The organism is Pseudomonas proteolytica, from assembly GCF_007858275.1.
GTDB lineage: Bacteria > Pseudomonadota > Gammaproteobacteria > Pseudomonadales > Pseudomonadaceae > Aquipseudomonas > Aquipseudomonas proteolytica.
The window spans coordinates 16,329-33,914 of sequence record NZ_VFEV01000044.1 but is presented as its reverse complement, the minus strand read 5'-3'; the positions used below and the strand labels follow the sequence as shown (position 1 = coordinate 33,914).

The 17,586-nt window shown below is 62.2% G+C and carries 15 protein-coding genes; 10 read left to right on the top strand and 5 right to left on the bottom strand.

Annotated features, from left to right (window positions below; genetic code table 11):
- The first annotated feature begins 150 nt into the window (after positions 1 to 150).
- A complete protein-coding gene (locus FIV38_RS25365) occupies positions 151 to 2,352 on the top strand; it encodes a heavy metal translocating P-type ATPase (protein WP_029297569.1) in 2,202 nt (733 codons plus the stop codon).
- On the top strand, positions 2,349 to 2,756 hold the full coding sequence (cueR, locus tag FIV38_RS25360) for a Cu(I)-responsive transcriptional regulator (RefSeq protein ID WP_029297571.1): 408 nt from the start codon (positions 2,349 to 2,351) through the stop codon (positions 2,754 to 2,756). Before FIV38_RS25365 ends, cueR begins: the two co-directional genes overlap by 4 nt.
- Before the next feature lie 162 nt (positions 2,757 to 2,918).
- On the opposite strand, the gene FIV38_RS25355 is transcribed toward cueR, so the two are convergent.
- On the bottom strand, positions 2,919 to 3,815 hold the full coding sequence (locus FIV38_RS25355; protein ID WP_029297573.1) for a PA4780 family RIO1-like protein kinase: 897 nt from the start codon (positions 3,813 to 3,815) through the stop codon (positions 2,919 to 2,921).
- 174 nt (positions 3,816 to 3,989) lie between these two features.
- Positions 3,990 to 5,267, bottom strand: coding sequence for an acetyl-CoA C-acetyltransferase (locus tag FIV38_RS25350; RefSeq protein ID WP_092233214.1), 1,278 nt, complete (start codon positions 5,265 to 5,267; stop codon positions 3,990 to 3,992).
- 106 nt (positions 5,268 to 5,373) lie between these two features.
- On the opposite strand from FIV38_RS25350, the gene FIV38_RS25345 reads away from it, so the two are divergent.
- The 4 genes from FIV38_RS25345 (at position 5,374) to FIV38_RS25325 (ending at position 11,489) form a co-directional block, all read left to right on the top strand.
- Positions 5,374 to 6,726 carry a 3-oxoacyl-ACP reductase gene (locus FIV38_RS25345; protein WP_092233211.1) on the top strand — a complete coding sequence of 451 codons (1,353 nt, stop codon included), beginning with the start codon at positions 5,374 to 5,376 and terminating at the stop codon, positions 6,724 to 6,726.
- A gap of 2 nt (positions 6,727 to 6,728) precedes the next feature.
- Complete coding sequence (locus tag FIV38_RS25340; RefSeq protein ID WP_092233208.1) at positions 6,729 to 7,577, top strand: MaoC family dehydratase; 849 nt, start codon at positions 6,729 to 6,731, stop codon at positions 7,575 to 7,577.
- Between the two features lie 312 nt (positions 7,578 to 7,889).
- On the top strand, positions 7,890 to 9,638 hold the full coding sequence (locus FIV38_RS25330; protein WP_235860977.1) for a collagen-like triple helix repeat-containing protein: 1,749 nt from the start codon (positions 7,890 to 7,892) through the stop codon (positions 9,636 to 9,638).
- 168 nt (positions 9,639 to 9,806) lie between these two features.
- On the top strand, positions 9,807 to 11,489 hold the full coding sequence (locus FIV38_RS25325; protein WP_092233205.1) for a ShlB/FhaC/HecB family hemolysin secretion/activation protein: 1,683 nt from the start codon (positions 9,807 to 9,809) through the stop codon (positions 11,487 to 11,489).
- Between the two features lie 180 nt (positions 11,490 to 11,669).
- On the opposite strand, the gene FIV38_RS25320 is transcribed toward FIV38_RS25325, so the two are convergent.
- The 3 genes from FIV38_RS25320 to FIV38_RS25310 are packed head-to-tail and all read right to left on the bottom strand — an operon-like array spanning position 11,670 to position 12,539.
- Complete coding sequence (locus FIV38_RS25320) at positions 11,670 to 11,858, bottom strand: Flp family type IVb pilin (RefSeq protein ID WP_092233202.1); 189 nt, start codon at positions 11,856 to 11,858, stop codon at positions 11,670 to 11,672.
- A 32-nt stretch (positions 11,859 to 11,890) separates the two neighbouring features.
- Positions 11,891 to 12,295 carry a response regulator gene (locus FIV38_RS25315; RefSeq protein ID WP_092233199.1) on the bottom strand — a complete coding sequence of 135 codons (405 nt, stop codon included), beginning with the start codon at positions 12,293 to 12,295 and terminating at the stop codon, positions 11,891 to 11,893.
- A 55-nt stretch (positions 12,296 to 12,350) separates the two neighbouring features.
- A complete protein-coding gene (locus tag FIV38_RS25310; RefSeq protein ID WP_029297589.1) occupies positions 12,351 to 12,539 on the bottom strand; it encodes a Flp family type IVb pilin in 189 nt (62 codons plus the stop codon).
- Positions 12,540 to 12,866: 327 nt separating this feature from the next.
- Here FIV38_RS25310 and cpaB point away from each other — a divergent pair, with 327 nt between their 5' ends.
- The 4 genes from cpaB to FIV38_RS25290 are packed head-to-tail and all read left to right on the top strand — an operon-like array spanning position 12,867 to position 17,494.
- The gene (gene cpaB / locus FIV38_RS25305) at positions 12,867 to 13,814 is read left to right on the top strand and encodes a Flp pilus assembly protein CpaB (RefSeq protein ID WP_092233197.1); all 948 of its coding nucleotides are present in this window, start codon (positions 12,867 to 12,869) and stop codon (positions 13,812 to 13,814) included.
- 19 nt (positions 13,815 to 13,833) lie between these two features.
- Positions 13,834 to 15,036: a type II and III secretion system protein family protein gene (locus tag FIV38_RS25300; RefSeq protein ID WP_029297593.1), complete on the top strand. Its 1,203-nt coding sequence runs from the start codon at positions 13,834 to 13,836 to the stop codon at positions 15,034 to 15,036.
- Complete coding sequence (locus FIV38_RS25295; RefSeq protein WP_092233194.1) at positions 15,033 to 16,226, top strand: CpaE/TadZ family protein; 1,194 nt, start codon at positions 15,033 to 15,035, stop codon at positions 16,224 to 16,226. Before FIV38_RS25300 ends, FIV38_RS25295 begins: the two co-directional genes overlap by 4 nt.
- Complete coding sequence (locus FIV38_RS25290; RefSeq protein ID WP_070994311.1) at positions 16,223 to 17,494, top strand: TadA family conjugal transfer-associated ATPase; 1,272 nt, start codon at positions 16,223 to 16,225, stop codon at positions 17,492 to 17,494. Before FIV38_RS25295 ends, FIV38_RS25290 begins: the two co-directional genes overlap by 4 nt.
- The last annotated feature ends 92 nt before the right edge of the window (positions 17,495 to 17,586 follow it).

Below are 17,586 nucleotides of genomic sequence, written 5' to 3'. Positions count from 1 at the left end.
TACCGGGTAAATGCGGCGCTCTCCAGTTCTTCGCGAGCAAGCTCGCTCCTACAAAAAAACGGTATCAGGGCTTGCCGTGAATTAAGGGGCTTGACCTTCCCCTAAGGTCAAGCTTGATCCTACAGGCAACTTTTCCTGGAGGAACGCCCCATGAATGGATCCACCACCTTCGACCTGCCGATCAGCGGCATGACCTGCGCCAGTTGCGTGGGCCGGGTCGAGCGCGCCCTGAACAAGGTGCCCGGCGTGCAAAGCGTCAGCGTCAACCTGGCCAATGAACGGGCCCATGTCGAGGTGGCGGGCCAGATGGACCCTGCCGTGCTGATCGCCGCCGTGGAAAAAGCCGGCTACACCGCCACCCTGCCGCAAAGCGAAACCGCCACCCAAGCCAGCCAGGAACAGCGTCTGAAACGCGAACGCTGGTCGCTGGTGATGGCCATTGCGTTGGCGTTGCCGCTGGTTTTGCCGATGCTGGTGCAGCCTTTCGGCCTGCACTGGATGCTGCCGGCCTGGGTGCAGTTCCTCCTCGCCACGCCGGTGCAGTTCATTTTCGGTGCGCGCTTCTATGTCGCCGCCTGGAAAGCCGTGCGCGCCGGCGCCGGCAATATGGACCTGCTGGTGGCCATCGGTACCAGCGCCGGGTATGGCCTGAGTATCTACCAGTGGCTTATCGCCCCGGCAGGGGTTGAACCCCATCTGTACTTCGAAGCCTCGGCGGTGGTGATTGCCCTGGTGCTGCTGGGCAAATACCTGGAAAGCCGCGCCAAACGCCAGACCGCCAGCGCCATCCGTGCCCTGGAGGCCTTGCGGCCGGAGCGGGCGATTCAGTTGATCGATGGCCGTGAGCAAGAGGTTGCCATCAGCGCCCTGCGCCTCAACGACCTGGTGCTGGTCAAGCCCGGCGAGCGCTTTCCGGTGGACGGCGAAGTGGTCGAGGGCCAAAGCCACGCCGATGAAGCCTTGATCACCGGTGAAAGCTTGCCGGTGCCGAAACAGCCTGGGGATAAAGTCACCGGCGGCGCAATCAACGGTGAAGGCCGTTTGCTGGTACGCACCCTGGCCCTCGGTGCCGAGAGCGTGCTGGCGCGGATCATTCGCCTGGTCGAAGACGCTCAGGCGGCCAAGGCGCCGATCCAGAAACTGGTGGATAAAGTCAGCCAGGTGTTTGTGCCGACCGTGCTGGTGATCGCCCTCGCCACGCTGATTGGCTGGTGGTTGTACGGTGCACCGCTGGAAACGGCATTGATCAATGCGGTGGCGGTGCTGGTCATTGCCTGCCCTTGCGCACTGGGCCTGGCCACGCCAACGGCGATCATGGCCGGCACTGGCGTCGCGGCCCGCCACGGGATTCTGATCAAGGACGCTGAAGCGCTGGAGCGCGCCCACGAAGTCAGCGCGGTGGTATTCGACAAGACCGGCACCCTCACCTCCGGCGCGCCGAAAATCGCCCACCTGAGGGCAGTGGATGGCAACGAAGCCTTGTTGCTGCAACAGGCCGGCGCGCTGCAACGCGGCAGCGAACACCCCTTGGCCAAGGCGGTGCTGGACGCCTGTAATGATCAAGGTTTGCCGGTTGCCGATGTGAGCGCCAGCCAATCCCTGACCGGACGCGGCATTGCCGGCACCCTGGACGGTCGGCAACTGGCCTTGGGCAATCGGCGCATGCTCGACGAAACCGGCTTGAAGCCAGGTGACCTGGCCGCCAATGCCAGCGCCTGGGAAGCCGAAGGCCGCACCTTGTCCTGGCTGATCGAGCAAAGCCCACAGCTTCGCGTGCTGGGCCTGTTCGCCTTTGGCGACACGCTCAAGGAGGGTGCCCTGCAAGCCGTGCAACAGCTCAAGGCGCGGCATATCAGCAGCCATTTGTTGACCGGCGACAACCGCGGCAGCGCCCGCGTGGTGGCACAAGCGCTGGGCATCGATGATGTGCACGCCGAAGTATTGCCCGCCGATAAAGCCGCCACCGTCGCCGAGCTGAAAAAGACCGGCGTGGTGGCCATGGTCGGCGACGGCATCAACGATGCGCCGGCCTTGGCCGCAGCAGATATTGGCATTGCCATGGGCGGCGGCACCGACGTCGCCATGCACGCGGCCGGCATCACCTTGATGCGCGGCGATCCGCGCCTGGTGCCCGCGGCCCTGGAAATCAGCCGCAAGACCTACGCGAAAATTCGACAGAACCTGTTCTGGGCCTTTGTGTATAACTTGATCGGCATTCCGCTGGCCGTATTCGGCCTGCTCAACCCGGTATTGGCCGGTGCCGCCATGGCCCTGTCCAGCGTGAGCGTGGTCAGCAATGCGCTACTGTTGAAAACCTGGAAACCCAAGGATCTGGAGGATCACCGCCAATGAACATCGGCCAGGCAGCCCGGCAAAGCGGCTTGAGCGCCAAGATGATTCGCTATTACGAGTCGATCAACCTGCTCAAGCCGGCCCATCGCAGCGACAGCGGCTATCGCCTGTATAACGACGACGACCTGCACACCCTGGGCTTTATCAAACGCTCGCGAGACCTGGGGTTCTCCCTGGAGGAAGTCGGCAAGTTGCTGGAGTTGTGGCAGGACCGGCAACGGGCCAGTGCCGACGTGAAAGCGTTGGCTCGCCAGCATATCGAGGAGCTGGATCACAAGATCCGCGAACTGGGGCAGTTGCGCGATACGTTGCAGGACCTGGTGGAGCACTGCCAGGGCGATCACCGGCCCGATTGTCCGATTCTCAAGGAATTGGCGTCGGGCAGCTGTTGCGGATCTAACTGACCGAACGCAAAACCCAATGTGGGAGCTGGCTTTTGTGGGAGCTGGCTTGCCTGCGATGCAGGCACCTCGGTACATCAGTTGCACCGAGGTGATGCTATCGCAGGCAAGCCAGCTCCCACACAAACCGGCTCCCACATTTTTAGATCGTCATGAATCTGGCGATCACTGCATCCAAGGCGGCGGCGGTTCTTCCGCCGGTTTGCCCGGTGGTGCATCGTCCGCTGCGCGGATCGCCTGGCGTCGCTCTTCGTCGAGCCGCGCCGCTTCGATCTCACGCATCACGCCGCCGACGTCTGCCAATTCTTCCGGCTCATCGAACTCGCCAGTCAACACACTGGCCGGGTGCAAGGTGCCGGCTTCGTACAGCGCCCACATCTCCTTGGCGTACTTGGTGGTCTTCAATTCCGGGGCAAATCGCCCGAAATACGAAGCCATGTTGCCCACGTCCCGCTCCAGCATGGTGAATGCGTGGTTGTTGCCCGCCGCGTCCACCGCTTGCGGCAAGTCGATGATCACAGGGCCCGTCGGCGTCAACAGTACGTTGAACTCCGACAGGTCACCGTGCACCAGGCCGGTACACAGCATCAGCACGATCTGCGAGATCAGGAACGCGTGATACTCACGGGCCTGATCCGGCTCCAGCACCACGTCGTTGAGTCTTGGCGCCGCATCACCGTATTCATCGGCCACCAGTTCCATCAGCAATACGCCTTCAAGGAAGTCGTAGGGCTGGGGCACGCGCACACCGGCGCCGGCCAAACGAAACAGAGCCGCAACTTCGGCGTTCTGCCACGCGTCTTCGGTTTCTTTCTTGCCGAACTTGGAACCCTTGGCCATGGCCCGGGCCTGCCGGCTGTTGCGGACCTTGCGGCCTTCCTGGTATTCGGCCGCCTGACGAAAACTTCGTTTATTCGCCTCCTTGTAGACCTTGGCGCAACGTAACTCGTTGCCGCAGCGCACCACATAAACAGCTGCTTCTTTACCACTCATGAGTGGGCGCAGCACTTCGTCGACCAGACCGTCCTCGATCAGGGGTTCAATGCGTTTAGGAGTCTTCATCAGCTTTTATTGTGGGTCCTTTATTACCAAACACGCGTATGGCACTCGTTATACGGCAATCCTCGCACAGCGGGGAGAGGGTAACGAGCCTTGATCTGCTAAAGAATGCATCCAATATGCCAGATTAATCCGACAAAGCCGCTATTGCCCGAGGCGTTCGGATAATAGCCGAGATCAGCGCTCAATGATCGCCGTCACGCCTTGGCCCCCCGCCGCGCAGATCGAGATCAGCCCGCGCCCCTTGCCCGCCGCGTCCAGCAGCTTGGCCAGGTTGGCGACAATACGCCCACCGGTGGCGGCAAATGGGTGCCCGGCGGCCAGGGAACTGCCCTTGACGTTCAGGCGGCTGCGGTCGATTGAGCCCAACGGCGCATCCAGCCCCAGGCGGGTCTTGCAGTAATCGGCATCTTCCCAGGCCTTGAGTGTGCATAGCACTTGGGCAGCGAAGGCTTCGTGAATTTCGTAGTAATCAAAATCCTGCAAGGTCAGGCCATTTCTCGCCAGCAAGCGTGGGACGGCATACACCGGCGCCATCAACAGCCCTTCGGCACCGTTGACGAAATCCACCGCCGCCGCTTCGCCATCACGCAGGTAGGCGAGAATCGGCAGGCCACGTTCCTTGGCCCAGGCTTCGCTGCCCAGCAACACCAGGGAGGCGCCATCGGTCAGTGGCGTGGAGTTGCCAGCGGTGAGAGTGCCCTTTTCACTGCGCTCAAAAGCCGGTTTGAGGCTGGCGAGTTTCTCCAGGGTCAGGTCCGGGCGCAGGTTGTTGTCACGGGTCAGGCCCAGGAACGGCGTGAGCAAATCGTTGTGCCAGCCCTCGGCATAGGACGCGGCCATTTTCTGATGGCTTTGCAGGGCCAGTTGGTCCTGCTCGGCGCGGGGAATCTGCCAGGTCTGCGCCATCAATTCGCAATGCTGGCCCATGGACAGGCCAGTACGCGGCTCGCCATTGCGCGGCAACTCCGGTTTGAGGTGCTGGGGACGAAGTTGTAACAGGACTTTTAATTTATCCGCCATGGATTTGCTGCGATTGGCTTGCAGGAGGATTTTGCGCAGGCCCTCATTCACTCCGATGGGCGCGTCGGAAGTGGTGTCGACACCACCTGCGATCCCACATTCGATCTGCCCCAGGGCAATCTTGTTGGCCACCAGCAGCGCCGCTTCGAGCCCGGTGCCGCAGGCCTGTTGAATGTCGTAGGCCGGGGTTTGCGGCGACAGGCGCGAGCCCAGCACGCACTCACGGGTCAGGTTGAAGTCCCGCGAATGCTTGAGCACCGCACCTGCAGCCACTTCGCCCATGCGCAGGCCGTGCAGGTTGTAGCGCTCGATCAAGCCTTCCAGGGCAGCCGTCAGCATCGCCTGGTTACTGGCCGTGGCGTAAGGGCCATTGGAACGGGCGAAGGGGATACGATTACCGCCAATGATCGCGACACGGCGCAACTGAGTCATGGAAAGCTCCCTGTTAGGTGGTAGGTGCAATCCTGAGCCTAGACTAGGAACGACTGTCACCTATTGATGGTCCACCCTTTGAACCCCAGCAGCCGGAGAGCGTTCCATGTCTGACCGTTATATCGACTTCGCCAACTCAAGCCTTGGCCACCGCGTGGTCTCGGCCATTGGCCTGCCGTCCCCGGTACGCCTGGAGCGCTGGCAAGCCGGGCGCCTGCGCCCGGTGGAAGGCGCCCTGCTGTTGGGTGGCGGCCCGCTGGCGGCCCAGGTGCTGGGATTTGCCAATAAACTCACCGAGGCCATCTACAGCTACGGGGCCGAGCCGCTCAAGGCCACGCCCTGGATCCCCGGGCATGGCCCCAAGCTCAAGGCGGTACTGTTCGATGCCAGCCATTTGCAACACACCGACCAACTCAAGCAACTGCGCGAGTTCTTCCAGCCGCTGCTGAAAAATCTCGATCACAGCGCGCACCTGGTGATTCTCGGTCGCGCCCCGGAAAGCCTCAGCGATCCATTCGCCGCCAGTGCCCAGCGGGCCCTCGAAGGCTTCAGCCGGTCGCTGGCCAAAGAGCTGCGCAACGGCGGCACCTTGCAGTTGCTGTATGTCGGCGAAGGCGCCGAAGCACAGTTGGAAGGCGCGCTGCGGTTTTTCCTCTCGCCGAAAAGCGCCTATGTCTCCGGCCAGGTGCTGCGCCTGAGCGCCTGCCCGACCCAAGTGCATGACTGGACGCGCCCACTGGCCGGGCTCAAGGCCCTGGTGACCGGGGCTGCCCGAGGTATCGGCGCTTCGATTGCCGAAACCCTGGCCCGGGACGGTGCCGAAATTGTGTTGCTGGATGTGCCGCAGGCCAAGGCCGATCTCGACGCCCTGGCCGCACGCTTGGGCGGGCGTGGCATTGCCCTGGATATCTGCGCCGATGACGCCGCCACGCAACTGATCGAACAATTGCCAGATGGCATCGACATCGTGGTGCACAACGCCGGGATCACCCGCGACAAGACCCTGGCCAATATGACCCCGGAATACTGGGACGCCGTATTGGCGGTCAACCTCAACGCCCCACAAGTGCTGACCAAGGCCCTGCTCGACAGCGGCACCCTGCACGACAACGGCCGCGTGGTGTTGCTAGCTTCGATCAGCGGCATCGCCGGCAACCGCGGGCAAACCAACTACGCCGCGAGCAAGGCCGGGCTGATCGGCCTGGCCCAGGCCTGGGCGCCGCTGCTGGCGCAACGGGGCATCAGCATCAACGCCGTGGCCCCGGGCTTTATCGAAACCCAGATGACTGCACATATTCCTTTCGCCTTGCGTGAAGCCGGGCGGCGCATGAGCTCCCTGGGCCAGGGTGGTTTGCCGCAGGATGTTGCCGAAGCGGTAGCGTGGCTGGGCCAACCGGGCTCAGGTGCGGTCAGTGGCCAGGCGTTGCGTGTATGCGGGCAAAGCCTGCTGGGAGCGTAACTATGCTGTGGTACACATTACCTCGCAGCCCGGCACTACCGCCGCTGTATTGGCGCGCCGCACTCAAGCGCAAGATCACCGGCACCACGCTGCCCGACTCAGGGTTGCATTGCCGGGTGCAGGTCAATCCTGCGGCAGTGACGGCCTACCGCAAGGTCTGTGGGTTTGCCGAGAGCCCGATGTTGCCGGCGACTTATCCACACATCATGGCGTTCGGCCTGCAGCTGCAACTGCTGACGGCACCGCAGTTCCCCTTCCCGCTGCTAGGGCTGGTGCACTTGAGCAACCGTATCCGCGTGTTTCGCCCCATGGGCGGGGTCAGCGATGTGCGGGTCAGTGTGCATACGCGCAACCTGCAACCCCACGCCAAGGGCGCGACCTTTGACCTGATCACCACCGTCGAGGATTCCCTGGGTTTGCTGTGGGAAGGTGAAAGCCAAATGCTCTGTCGCGGGGTGAAACTCGATGGCGAGGTACCGGAGCAATCCCTGCCAGCGCCCAGTACGGTCAGCGAGCTGACTCGCTGGAAGGCACCGTCCGACATCGGTCGGCGGTATGCCCGGGTATCCGGCGACTACAACCCGATCCACTTAAGCGCCCTGACCGCCAAGTTGTTCGGCTTCCCCCAGGCGATCGCCCATGGCCTGTGGAACAAGGCGCGCACTGTGGCGGCCCTGCATGAACATCTACCCGCGGCGAACATCGAGATCTACGTTGAGTTCAAGAAACCGGTACGCCTGCCTGGCGAGGTCATCTTGTTGAGCAGTGCGCCCGGTTCCAGCGGCGAGTTGCAACTCAAGGGCGCTGGCGATATCGAGCATATGCTCGGCAAGTGGCAGCCGATTGCCTGAAAACGGGTTAACCGGCTGATTAATTGTATATATACAACCTAAGTTATAGCGGGCTATCGATAGCCCGCTAACTTATTCAACTCGTTGATTTACATCGCATCATATTTAACAGAAACCTCACTTATATACCGTTGGTATTAATCACCAAGACGCATATCCGTGCCTGTATATAAATCGTTAATACCAAGTTGAGCGTTGCGACAAAGAGTGCCGAGGACTGTTATAGCCACAACGGACGCAAATATTGCCTGCTGAAGAACGGGTGAACTTGCGAGACCAACAAAGGCTGTACCAGGTGCTAAGGAACTCATCATGAAAACTCAAGTCGTGTTGTGGAAGGCAAGTACTGCATTGGCCCTTATCTTGGCGATGAGCCTGGGAGGCTGCAGCAGTGGTGGTGGCGGTCATAAGAGCAGCGTTGCATCCTCGTCCCCGGATGCTGGCGCCGGTACCGGTGGTGGTGACGGCGGCGGCACGGGTGGCGGCGACGGTGGTGGCACTGGCGGCGGCACAGGTGGCGGCACCGGCGGTGGCACTGGCGGCGGCACAGGTGGCGGAACCGGCGGTGGCACTGGCGGCGGCACAGGTGGCGGCACCGGCGGTGGTACTGGTGGCGGCACTGGCGGTGGTACTGGCGGCGGCACAGGTGGCGGCACTGGCGGTGGTACTGGCGGCGGCACAGGTGGCGGCACTGGCGGTGGTACTGGCGGCGGCACAGGTGGCGGCACAGGCGGCGGCACCGGCTCGACTACCAGCCCATTGGTCACTGGTCAGATTGCGGCCAATCTGGGCAGCACCCTCGGTAACGTCGGTACAGCGATCGGTGGCATCGGCACAACCGTTGGCGGCGTTCCGGTAGTCGGCACTGCCGCAGGCGGCCTGGTGACCAGCGTGGGCACCGCGGTTGGCAGCGTCGGCACTGGCGTCGGCACTGGCCTGGGCTCCCTGGGCACCAACAGCAACTCCGTAGGCGTTACCGTGGCCGGCGTAGCCAACGGCGTTGCCGACCTGGGCACGGGTGTTTCGAACACCGGCAAAACACTCTCGACTACCCTGGGCGGTATCCCGGTAGTCGGCGGCCTTACCGGCGGCGTCGGTGGGGCGGCAGGTGGCCTGGTGGATAAAGTTGGCCAGGCAGTCACCATGCTCGGCGATACCTTGAGTACCGCCAGCACCACCGGCCCACTGGGATCGGTCACCAACACCCTGGGCGGCAAAGTGCTGGTGCCTGTGGTCTCGCTGGTGGAAAACACCACCGGCAACCTGGGTAAAGCCACCGGCCTGGGCAACCCGGTCAATGGCCTGCTGGATAAAGTCGGCTCTACCGTCACCGGCCTCGGGACTCAGGTGGCAGGCGCAGGTGGCGCTGGCAACCCAGTGACCGGTGCCGTGGGCAGCGTGCTCAGCGGTGTCGGTGCGGTAGCAGGCACTGCGGGTGGTTATGTGGCACCGTCTGCCGGTACCGGCAGTGGCAGTGCCCCGGCATCCGGTCTGCCTGAACTGGTGGGCGGCCTGGTGGCCAACGTCGGTAACGGCCTGAATGCGGGCAACACCAACGGCACCGTCAGTGCAGGGGGTGTGGCAGGTGGCGCACTGGGCAACACCGTGGCCTCGCTCGGCACAGTGATCGGTGGCAATGGTGTGGCCAACACCGCAGCAACCGCACCGGTAGCAGGTCTGGCGACCAATGTGGGCGCGGCGCTTAACCCTGTGACTTCGGGTGTCAGCAGCCTGACCCAGAACATCGGCACCACCACCGGCATCGGCGCACCGGTCAACGGCCTGGTGACTCAAGTGGGCGGCGCAGTCAGCAGCCTCGGCGGCAACATCACTGCAGCCAATGCCAACCCGATCACCAACACTGTAGGCCAGACCGTCAACACAGTCGGTGGGGTGGTGTCCTCGGTCGGTGGCCTGGTAACCGGCGGCACCGGCGGTAGTAGTGGTGGTGGCCTGCTCGGCGGTCTGAACATCAACGCCAACGCCAATGCCACGGCGTCTGGATCGGCCACTGCAAACACCGGCGTAGGTGGCCTGCTCAAGGGCCTGACCGGCAAATAGAAGAATTGCACCTGGCCATTAGACGGCCTCCTCTACAGCGCCTACGCTTGGTTGAGACGAGAGATTCCAATGGGTCTCTCGTCTTTTTTATTGGAACTCCCGAACCGTGCCCAAGAACCCGGCGGGAACCTGCGAAATGCCGCTGCAGTTTTGACCATGGAGTGTCCTATGCGCGTTTTGACGCCGTTGTTATTGCTCACCCTCAGCGCTTACGTACACGCCGAGACCCTACCCAGCTTCCTCAACAGCAACGACACCATCCGCAACCTCCCCGTACCCAACCTGCCGGCCGACGCCTACCGCCCGGTGACGCCGCAGACCCAGCTACCAGAGACCCCGGCCGCACAAGCGCAACCGTTGCTGATGGACACCAAAGTCACCATCCGCAAACTGCAGATCGAGGGCGGCACCGTGTACCCGCTGCAGGAAGTCGCCCAGGTTTTCGAGCCGTTGATTGGCCGTGAAACCAACCTTGCGCAACTGATCGAAGCCACCCGCAGCATCACCCGTCGCTATCAGCAGGACGGCTACCTGTTGTCCTACGCCTTCCTGCCCGACCAACGCTTCGAGCAGGGCCTGGTGCGGGTGGTTTTGGTCGAGGGCTACATCAAGGACTACCAAGTGCAGGGCGACATTGGTTCGGTCTCGGGCTACGTCGACAAGCTGGCACAAAAACTCCAGGCCGAACGCCCGCTGACCCGCAAGACGTTTGAGCGTTACACCACCTTGATGGGGCGGATTCCTGGCGTGACCCTGCAAGCGCAAGTACCGCCACCGGGCACCACCGACGGTGCCGCGCATATGAATATTCAGGCCAGCCGCAAACCGTTTACCAGCAGCATGAGCATGACCGACGACAGCCGTGGCGGCCTGCAAGCCCTGATCGCCGGCACCAGCAACTCCCACACTGCAATGGGCGAACAAGTGAGCCTCAGCGGCCTGTTCCCTCCGGGGGAAGACAAAGAGCGTTACTACCGGCTCGACTACAGCCAGTTCATCAATGCCGAAGGCACGCAATTGAGCCTGTATGGCGCGCGCTATCGCAGCGACCCGAGCACCCGTATCCGCCTGGACGGCGGCTTTTCACTCAAGCCGCACCGGGAGAACGACCGCTTCTCCATCGGCCTGAGCCATCCGCTGATCGCCTCGCCCAGCGAGTCCCTGACCCTCGGCACCCGCTTCTACGGAGTGAACGACCGGACCCGCTATCAACTGGTGGGTTACCCGCAACGGTTCGACGTAGAAACCGACCTGCGCGCACTGGCCTTCGAAGGAGACTGGCGCAAGGCCGATGATCGCCAATTGCGCATCCTCAGTGCCGGCCTGTACCAAGGCATCGACGGCTTGGGGGCCAAGACACGCAGCGACCTGGAAGGGATAAAGTCTGACCTGGACTTCTTCCGCCTGCGCCTGTCCGGGGTACAGAGCGACAAGTTCTTCGACAATTGGCAAGGCGTGCTCTCGGCAGCGCTGTACTGGAGCGACGACACCTTGCCCGACAGCGAACGCGCAGTGTTCGGCGGGCAGAATTTCGGGCGTGGTTACCCGGATGACCAGGGCTCGGGCGACAAGGGCTGGGGGGTGGCCTACGAGGTCAACTACAGCTACAACCGCAGTGGTGACTGGGTAAGGATCGTGCAGCCCTACATCGTGCTCGACCGTGCCAAGGCGTGGTTCAACAACTTGCCGGTGAAAGATAGCGACATGTCCTCTGCCGCCATAGGCCTGCGGTTTGGCGATGCCAAGTACTACAACATTGCGTTGGAGGCGGCCAAGCCGATGTCGGATATGGCGCTGGACAGTTTTAACCGGCGGCCGCGGTATACGTTGAGTTTCAGCTATCAGTTGTAGGGGTGGATTGAGCTAATAAAGGCACGCGGACCTGTGGAGAGGGGGCTTGTCCCCCGTTGGGCTGCGCAGCAGCCCCAATAAGACTTACTGATTTTTATCAGCCACACCGAAGTGGCCGGTTTTGGGGCTGCTGCGCAGCCCAGCGGGGGACAAGCCCCCTCGCCACAATAGCCGCCGTACTCAGGTCAACGCATCCCCCACCTTGCCAAAGAATGTCGCAATCTGCGGTCCCAGCAACTTCCCGGCGGCCAGCACTACCAACGCAATCACCACAATCAAAATCACATACTCGATGGCCGTCGCACCGTCCCTGCGGCGCAAGAGCAGCATCGACCAAGCACACATCCTCATCAGCAAGGTAAGCAACATAGGAACTCTCCTGAACCGGCGCTATGGATGAGTCACGGCTTCCCCGTCTTCAGGGGAAACAGATTGTTGAGGGTATCGAACAACCGAACCAGGTAGATGGGTTTGCGAAACAGGTCCAGGACCTGCAAGCGCAACATGTCACTGACGTCATCCATTTCGGCATGACCCGACATGACAATCACGGGCAGGTGCTGGCGTGAGGTGTGCTCACGCAAGCGCTTGATCAGGGAAATGCCGCTTTCCTCAGGCATGCGCAAGTCAGTGATGACCAGCGCAATATCAGGATGCAGTGTCAGTTCCTGTAGTGCATCCGTGACGGAGCTGGCACAGAAGCAAACAAAGCCCTCGTTCCCCAGCGATTCCGCCAGTTCTACGAGGGCATCTTCTTCGTCATCCACCAACAGGATCTGCTGGCGGCTCGTCACAACAGCGTTCATGAGCAATACCTTCCAAGACAATCACTGATGGGCTTGCTCAAAGCGCTATTGCCAATCAGGTCAAGGCTGCCCCGACTTTAGCGAACATGGCCGCGATCTGAGGCCCAAGCAATTTCCCCGCTGCCAATACGACTAGCGCAATAACTGCCACGAGGATCACGTACTCGATCGCCGTAGCGCCCTCTTTGCGATGAAACAGCAGTTGGAGTTGAAGGTAGAGCTTCATCATGAAGGTAAGGAACATATGACTTCTCCTTTGCGCTTGCTTGCGCAGATCGCGGTACTGCACGGTGATTGCTGCGTGCCACTAGAGCATTGTCAACAAACCCCACATCAACAACTGTAAGAACGGATTAATCACAAAGTAGTAGTCGCAACACTGGCGTCATAAACCCGCGTTTTCAGGAGGCATGTCGATAGTTCCAAAATAAATCGTGATGGCTAATGGCATTTTGTCCTAGCTCGGCTACCGTCAAATAGCGAAATCGTTAGATGTTCATAGCTGCCTGGTTGCGAAATCAACTCGTTGGGAAAAACGGGCCCGTAGTGCAACAGGAAAGGGAGAGCCTTCATGAACAGTCGTGTCAGCATGATCCTGGCCGGGTTGTTATTAATCGGTGCGCTATTCGCAGGCTATTGGGGGCTGGTGCTGAGTCGCCCGCCTGAGCCGGTTGTCGAACCGTCGCCATCTGGCGTTTCCGTGGAAAAAACCGTCGCCGCCGTCGAAGACCAGACCCGCCAATCGGTAGTGGTCCTGGCCCATGATGTGCCGCCGTATATCGCCCTCACCGCCGCCGACCTGACCCTGGAAAGACTGCGCACGGCACCGGCCGGCAGCCTGACCAGCCTCGACCAGGCCATCGGCCGCACGCCCTTGAGAGCCCTGCCTGCCGGTACTTGGCTGGATGATTCGAGCTTCAATGCCGGTGGCCCCCTGGCCCGCATGATCCGCCCTGACGAACGCGCCCTGGCGGTCGCCGTCGATGAGGTCATCGGCGCCGCCGGCCAGTTGAGCCCCGGGGATTTTGTGGATGTGCTGCTGTTCCTGCGTCCGGAAGGCACCAACCCTGAGGCCACGGCCCAGGTCATCGTGCCGGCCCTGCGCCTGCTCAGTGTGGGCGATAACCTCGGCCCGACCAACGATGGCAAGCCGGCCGTAGCCCCGCCCACCACCGATGAAGAAAAGGCCCGCCAGGCACAACGCCAGGCAAGCCCGCCGCGGACCGTGGTGTTGGCAGTGCCACAACAGTTGATGAGCCGTTTGATGCTGGCAACCAGCGCCGGCACCTTGCGCCTGGCCGTACGCAGTGCCGATGAGCAGTTGCTGAGCCAGTACTGGGCCGGCAACAACGACGCCCCCGCCAACCTGCAAAGCGCTAATCGCGAGCTGTACCAGTTCACTCAACTGGCGATGCTCGGGGCCCCGAAAAGAGTCGCGCAAGCCGGGGGCGCCAACGAAACCAGGCGCTCCGGCATCGAGGTCATACGTGGTAACCAAGCGACCCAACAAAACCCCTGATTGAGCAAGGATGCCCTGAATGCGCCAACGTTTCGCACCTGCGTTCACTCAAATGGCCTGGGCCTTGATGCTGTCCAGCCTGCCTGTCGGCCTGGCATTCGGCGCCTCGGACACCTGCAGCAACCTGGGTGCCCTGCCGGCCGTGGTCGAGGTCGGCGAAGGCTTGCAGCAAAACCTGCAGTCACCGGTGGCGATCACCCGGCTGGCCATTGGTGACCCCAAAATCGCCGACGTACACCTCAATGGTGACCGCGCGTTCCTGCTCACCGGCGTGGCCTCTGGCGCCACTAGCCTGATGGTCTGGACCCGTTGTTCCAGCGCCCCGCGCCAGAGCATGGTGTTCGTCAAGGGCAAGGCCAGCTCAAGCCTGACCAGCATGGCCCTGTCGCCCTCCGACGACCCGTCCCTGCCGAGCCAGGTGCAGACCGATATCCGCTTTGTGGAAGTCAGCCGCACCAAGCTCAAGGAGGCCAGTACCTCGATTTTTGGCGGCACGCGCAACTTCCTGTTCGGTAGCCCGCGCACCGCCGGGATGAGCCTGCCGCTGGATAACGAAAGTTTTAACATCGGCATTGGTGGTGGGCGTTTTTCGGCGGTGATCAATGCCCTGGAACGCAGCGGCTTTGCCTACACCCTCGCGCGTCCGAGCCTGGTTGCCATGAGCGGGCACAGTGCGACCTTTCTGGCCGGCGGCGAAGTGCCGATCCCGGTGCCCAGCGCCGGCAGCGACACGATCTCCATCGAGTACAAAGAGTTCGGCATCCGCCTGACGCTGACCCCGACCGTGATCGACCGCACGCGGATTTCCCTGAAGGTGGCGCCGGAAGTCAGCGAGCTGGATTACGCCAACGCCCTACAGGTAGAGGGCATCCAGGTGCCGGCCCTGACCGTGCGCCGCACCGACACCACGGTGTCCCTGGCCGATGGCGAAAGCTTTGTGATCAGCGGCCTGATCAGCAATAACAACCGCTCCACCATCAGCAAGTTTCCAGGCCTGGGCGATATCCCGATCCTCGGCGCGTTTTTCCGTGACAGCAACGTCAGCCGCGAGGAAAAAGAGCTGCTGATGATCGTCACCCCGCACTTGGTCCAGCCCCTGGCCGCCAACGCACGCCTGCCGTCCCTGCCCGGGGAAAAACTGCGCACCTACGACCCCAACTGGTATCGCCTGTACTTCCTGGAAAACGGCAACTTCGACCGACGCACAGGACTTTCCCAATGAGCGATAGCCTGAGCCAGACGTTCCTGGCAATCACCCGCAACACCACCGACCTGGAATGGCTGCAAGGCGCCCTGGCGCCCCTGGGCCAAGTGGTCAGTGCCGGTGGTGGCAGCCTTGATGAACTGTTGGCCCTGGTGGACGTGACCTTCGCCAACCTGGTGTTCGTGGGCCTGGACCGCGAGCATGTGGTGGCCCAGAGCGCCTTGATCGAAGGTGCCCTGGAAGCCAAGCCAATGCTCGCCATCGTCGCCCTGGGCGACGGCATGGACAATCAACTGGTGCTCAACGCAATGCGTGCCGGCGCGCGGGATTTTGTCGCCTACGGCTCGCGCTCCAGCGAAGTCGCCGGCCTGGTGCGACGCCTGAGCAAGCGCCTGCCACCGGTGGCGCACAGCGCACACCTGGGCGGCCTCACCGTGCTGTATGGCACCCAGGGCAATGCCGACGGCGCCCTGCTCGCCAGCCACCTGGCGATGGTGGTGCAAAAGAGTGGTCAACAGACCCTGCTGCTGGACCTGGGCCTGCCCCGTGGTGACAGCCTGGCGCTGCTGGGCCTGGAAAGTTCGTTCAACTTTGGCGATGCCCTGCGCCACCTGCGCCGCCTGGACACCACCCTGATCAACAGCGCGTTCACCGCCACCGAGGGTGGGCTGCGCATCCTCGCCTATACCGAAAGCGACGAGCCGCTGGAAATGACCAGCGCCGCCGAGTTGTACATGCTGCTCAGCGCCCTGCGCCAGCACTTCCAGCACATCGTGGTGAACCTCACCGGCCAGCGCGACAGCGAAGCCTTGCGCACCTTCGTCAGCCATTGCGACAAGCTCTTGTGGTGCACCGACCAGAACGTCCTCGACTGCCGGCGCAACCTGGCGGTACTCAATCAGTGGCGGGAAAAAGGCATGAAGCTTGATCATGCCAAGCTGCTGGTGGACCGCTACCTCAAAGGTGCCGCGCCGGACACCGATGCCCTGGAAAAGAGCTTCGGCCTGGAGGCCATCGCCGTGTTGCCCTTCAGCCCCGAGGTGCGCCTGAACGCCAAGAACCAGGGGCAAACCTTATTCAGCCTGGCGCCCCGGGAGACCCTGACGCAAAACCTCAAGACCCTCGGTGAACGCCTGGCCAAGCGCTCCGAAGGTCTGGAAAAACCCTCCACCCGCTGGTTCGATCGGCTGCTGGGGACTCCCAAATGAGCAGCGAAAAACTCTTCGGCGCACCCGCCCGTGGGCTTAACAGTGCGGTGGATCACGACGGCCTGAAACTGGTGCTGCACCGCTACATCATCGATGCCATCGAAGAGTCAGGCAAAAACCTGCTGGAAGGCTCGCGCCAATCCCTGGCGCAATTTGTCATCGACAAGGTGTCGGAATACATCACGCGCATGCACCTGGCGATTTCGCGTTATGAGATGGAGCGCCTGGCCGAAGAAATCGTCGATGAGCTGACCGGTTTCGGCCCGCTGGAAGTGTTGTTGCGCGACCCCTCGGTGACCGAGATCCTGGTCAACGGCCCGCACCGGGTATTTGTCGAGCGCGACGGCCTGTTGCACCAGAGCGACCTGCGTTTTATCGACGCCCATCATGTGGAGCGGGTCATGCAACGCATCCTCGCACCGCTGGGCCGGCGCCTGGATGAGTCATCGCCGATGGTCGATGCCCGGCTGCCCGATGGCAGCCGGGTCAACGCGATCATCCCGCCGATTGCCCTGGACGGCCCGTGCCTGTCGATTCGTAAGTTTCGCAAGGACATGCTCAAGAGCAGCGACCTGGTAGCGATGCAGACCATCGACCAGGCGATCTTCGAGTTTTTCCAGGAGGCGGTCGGCAAGCGCTGCAATATCCTGATCAGCGGCGGCACCGGCACCGGCAAGACCACCCTGCTCAATATCCTCAGCCAATTGATCAACCCCCATGAACGCCTGGTGACCATCGAAGACGTCGCCGAACTGCAACTGGGCCACCCCCACGTGGTGCGCCTGGAAACCCGCCCGCCGAATGCCGAAGGGCATGGTGAGGTAAAGGCCAGCGACCTGATCCGCAACGCCCTGCGGATGCGGCCGGACCGCATCATCCTCGGTGAGATCCGCGGCGTGGAAGTGCTGGATGTGATGACCGCAATGAACACCGGCCACGACGGTTCCATGAGTACCGTGCACGCCAACAATGCCCAGGACGCGCTATTGCGCCTGGAAACCCTGGTGGGCCTGACCGGTCGCGTGGTCGCGGAGAAAACCCTGCGCCAGATGATCTGTGCGGCCCTGGATGTGGTGATCCAGCTGACCCGCATGCCCGATGGCCGGCGCTGCGTCAGTGAAGTGGTGGAGGTCGTGGGGGTGCGCGATGACGTGTATGTCACCAACACCCTGTTCCGCCATGACCGGCGCACCGGCTTTGGTTTCCTGCGCGAGGCGGTCAACCCGGCAGGTGACAAGCTGCGCCGCGAATCGGCCTTGCCGCTATAGGAGCGTCACCATGACCGGCGCCATCTTGATGTTCAGTTGCGTGATCCTGATTGGCGTGTCGCTGCATCTGTTCCTCAGTGGCCTGCGCCAGG